The 3738-nt window shown below is 66.6% G+C and carries 4 protein-coding genes and 2 pseudogenes; 5 read left to right on the forward strand and 1 reads right to left on the reverse strand.

From position 1 onward, the window contains the following. Window positions 1-36 precede the first annotated feature (36 nt). Window positions 37-537 carry a sigma-70 family RNA polymerase sigma factor gene (locus G3436_RS22260; RefSeq protein WP_163949550.1) on the reverse strand — a complete coding sequence of 167 codons (501 nt, stop codon included), beginning with the start codon at window positions 535-537 and terminating at the stop codon, window positions 37-39. A 202-nt stretch (window positions 538-739) separates the two neighbouring features. Here G3436_RS22260 and G3436_RS22265 point away from each other — a divergent pair, with 202 nt between their 5' ends. The 5 genes and pseudogenes from G3436_RS22265 to G3436_RS22285 form a co-directional block, all read left to right on the forward strand. Beyond that, window positions 740-1045, forward strand: coding sequence for a DUF3649 domain-containing protein (locus tag G3436_RS22265; protein WP_163949553.1), 306 nt, complete (start codon window positions 740-742; stop codon window positions 1043-1045). Next, window positions 1042-2617, forward strand: a pseudogene (locus tag G3436_RS22270) (PepSY-associated TM helix domain-containing protein). The gene G3436_RS22265 and the pseudogene G3436_RS22270 overlap by 4 nt, the downstream one beginning before the upstream one ends. A gap of 2 nt (window positions 2618-2619) precedes the next feature. Continuing rightward, entirely contained in the window at window positions 2620-2940 is a 321-nt protein-coding gene (locus G3436_RS22275) for a DUF3325 domain-containing protein (protein ID WP_163949558.1), read from the forward strand. Between the two features lie 4 nt (window positions 2941-2944). Next, window positions 2945-3518 (forward strand): annotated as a pseudogene (locus G3436_RS22280) (RNA polymerase sigma factor). Beyond that, window positions 3515-3738: DUF4880 domain-containing protein (locus G3436_RS22285; protein ID WP_163949556.1), on the forward strand; the 224-nt coding region annotated here is incomplete at its 3' end. The pseudogene G3436_RS22280 and the gene G3436_RS22285, both read left to right, overlap by 4 nt.

A 3738-nucleotide genomic window follows, 5' to 3' on the forward strand; every position in this document is an offset into this window, starting at 1 on the left:
CCTGTTCGGCGACCTTGGGCGAGAACGCCTGGGTGTTCACAGGGCGAAATAGCAGCGCAGGGCTGCTTTGTTCAGGTGGCGCTTGACCGTGGCCACGGAGATCCCCAACTGGAGGGCGATTTCGCTGTAGCCAAGGCCGTCGACCTGGGCCAGCAGGAACGCGCGCTTGACCGCGACGGGCAGGCCATCGAGCAGGCGGTCGAGCTCCACCAGTGTTTCGAGGATGATCGCGCGGTGTTCTTCCGAGGGGGCGAGCGCTTCGGGCAGTTGTGCCAGGGCCTGGTAATAGGCGCGCTCCAGGTCCTGGCGGCGGTAGTGGTTGAACAGCACGCGCTTGGCCACGGTGGTGAGAAAGGCGCGGGGCTCGTTGAGCGCTGGGGTTTCGCGCGCCTGCAGCAGGCGCATGAAGGTGTCCTGGGCCAGGTCGGCGGCGCTGTGCGGGCAGCCCAGGCGCTGTCGCAGCCAGCCGGTCAGCCAGTTGTGGTGGGCGCTGTAGAGGCCTTCGAGCGAAGTGGGGGCGGGCTGGGCGCTGGGCACCGTGACTACTCCGGCGCCAGGGGTGCGCTAAAGAATAAGAATTGTTCGCATTGTAGTGGCGTTGCGGTGGGTTCGGCAATTGGTGGGTGACTGGCGGTGTGTGGGAACTTTGTCGGTGGGGCCGTCGGGCAACCCGCAGAAACTTTGCTTATGAGAATATTAATCATTAATATTACGCCCCTCTTCGCACTGGACCGCTGTCATGAAAAGCAAAGCCGCAGGGCTGCCCCTCAGTTATCGCCTGGCCGTGACCTCGCGTAGCCTCGCGGCACTGCTCGGCGGGTACCTGCTGGCAAGCATGGGCAGCGTGTGCATCACCCTGCTGCTGCCCATGCCCAAGGCCGATGCGGTGGTCACCGGCATGATGTTGTCGTTCCTGTTCTACCTGGTGGCGATCCTCTGGTGCTTCGCTTGTCGCAGTGCGTGGCAAGCCTGGCTCGGCGTGCTGCTGCCAAGTGCCGTGCTGGCCCTGATCAACGGCCTGGCCTACTGGATGCAAACCCCATGAAAGAAGGATTCCGTCAGGCCATGGCCTGGCTGCACACCTGGGCCGGGCTGATCTTCGGCTGGCTGCTGTTCGCGATCTTCCTGACCGGCACGCTGTCGTATTTCAAAAGCGAAATCAGCCACTGGGCCCAGCCGGAGATTCCCCACCGCACGCTCGACACCAGTGCCAGCCTGAACCTTGCCCAAGGCTACCTGCAACAGCATGCCGGTGGGGCGGCGAGCTGGTTCATCCAGTTGCCCGAAGCCCGCGACCCGACCTTGCTGGTGGGCTGGCGCGCGCCTGGCGCAGGCCGTCGCGATTTCACCGAGAAGGTCCTGGACCCGGCCAGCGGCCGCGAACTGCACGCGCGCGACAGCCGCGGCGGCGACTTCTTCTACCGCTTTCACTTCCAGCTCGAAATGCCCTACCCATGGGGCCGCTGGCTCTCGACCTTCTGTGCGCTGATGATGCTGGTGGGGCTGGTGACCGGCATCATTACCCACAAGAAGATCTTCAAGGAGTTCTTCACCTTCCGCCCCGGCAAGGGCCAGCGCTCCTGGCTCGACGGCCACAACGCGATCGGCGTGCTGGTGCTGCCGTTCCACCTGATGATCAGCTACAGCAGCCTGGTGATCTTCATGGCGATGGTGATGCCGGCGAGCATCACCACGCTCTACGGTGATGACATCCAGGCCTACTACAACGACATGTTCTCGCGGACCGAACCGGTTGCCGCAGCCGCTACGCCGGCCCCCTTGGCTTCGCTGGCAGGGCTGTATGCACAGGTGCGCGCGCAGGCGCCCGGCAGCCAGATCAGTTGGGTCGAAGTGCAGAACCCCGGTGACCTCAACGCACGGGTGCGCTTCGTGCGCGCGCGGCGAGGGCGTGGCGCAGAACCGCGGCGCCGGTTGGGTGTTCGATGGCGTGCAAGGCACGCCGCAGCACAGCGCCAACGCGCAGAGCACGCCCGTGGTGATCGCCGCCGGCATGTACGGCCTGCACATGGGGCATTTTGCCGGCCCCATGCTTCGCTGGCTGTACTTCGTGTTCGGCCTGGCCGGCACGGCGGTGATCGGCACCGGCCTGGTGATGTGGCTGGGCAAGCGCCAGCTCAAACATGCCAAGAGCGGCGTGCAGCCGTTCGAGCTGCGCCTGGTCGAAGTGCTCAACATTGCCAGCATGAGTGGCCTGATCCTGGCCGTGGCGGCATTCTTCTGGGCCAACCGCCTGCTGCCGGCCGGCCTTGAAGGGCGCGCCGACTGGGAGGTGAACAGCTTCTTCGCGGTCTGGGCGCTGTCGTTGCTGCATGCCATGCTGCGCCCCGGCCGACGCGCCTGGGGCGAGCAACTGCTGCTGGCTGCGCTCTTGTATGCCGGCCTGCCGCTGCTCAACGGTCTCACCACCAGCACTGGTCTGGTGCACTCGATCGCGCAGGGTGACTGGATCATTGCCGGTTTCGACCTCACGGCGCTGGGCTGCGGCGTGTTCTTTGCCTGGGCGGCCAACAAAATGTTGCGCGCCCCGGTCGCTGCGCCCAAACGTGGCGCACGTGCGCCAAAGCCGGCGACACTTGTCGAAAGCGAGGTGCACTGATGCTGCTGGCAATCGCGCTGTTGAGTTTTGCTGGCGTGGCGGCCCTGTGCCTGGCCATGGAGCGTCATTACCACGACCTGCTCGGGCACAAGCCCAGCCCCCGGCGCCTGCGCGGCCTGCGTATCGGCGGCTGGGCGCTGATTGCGGTGGCGTTGGCGCTGGCGATGCACCACAGCGGCTGGGCCATGGGCCTGGTGGAGCTGTGCGGCGTAGTGATGGCGGCCTTGTGCGTGTGGGTGTTTGCGTTGCCGTATCAGCCGCGCCTGCTGCTGCGCCTGGCACTTGCCAGCCTGGTCCTGGCGCCTGTGGCGGCGCTGGTCTGACACGGTGAGCAGCCCGCCCGAGTTGCCCGCGCAGGATGCCGACGACGCGCCGGGGCGCGCCCGTTTCGTCCAGGTGTTCGTGGCCCAGCGTGCGCGCATGGAAAGCCTGGTCAGCCGCCGCGTGGGCTGCCGCGCCACGGCCGCCGACCTGGTGCAGGAGCTGTTTTTGCGCTTCTGGCGGCGCCCGCAGGTGCAGGTCGAGGCGCTGGACACCTACCTGCTGCGCTGCGCCGGCAATATCGCCATCGATCACCTGCGTAGCGAGGGCGCGCGCGGTCGTGCCAACGATGGCCTGGCCGTGCCGCAGCACGATAGCTATGCCAGCGAACCGCAGGCCGCGCTGGAGGTCGACAGCGACCTGCGCCGCATCGAGGCGCGTGCGTGCACTGCCCGAGCGCACCCAGCAGATTTTTTTGCTCAACCGCATCCACGGGCGCACCTATGCCGACATCGCCAAGGCCATGGGTGTGTCCCAAAGCGCCGTGGAAAAACATATGATGCGTGCCCTTGAGGCCTGCAAAGCGAGTATCGACGCTGCGCCGGCCGTGCCCCGCACGCCAGGGAATGCCCCGCGATGAACGCTTCAGCCCAGCCGACCGCCGAACAGCAGCACGCCGCACTGGCCTGGTTGAACCAGATCAACCAGCAGCCGGCACGTGCCGAACGGGCAGATTTCAAGCGCTGGTTGCTCGCCGACCCGGCGCACGCCCAGGCGTACCGCGAGGCGCAGGCGTTGTGGCAGCAGACGGCGGCCCCCGCTGCACGGCTGGCCCAGGAGCAGGCCGAGACCCTGGCCGG

It is taken from the genome of Pseudomonas brassicae, from assembly GCF_010671725.1.
Taxonomy (GTDB): Bacteria; Pseudomonadota; Gammaproteobacteria; order Pseudomonadales; family Pseudomonadaceae; genus Aquipseudomonas; species Aquipseudomonas brassicae.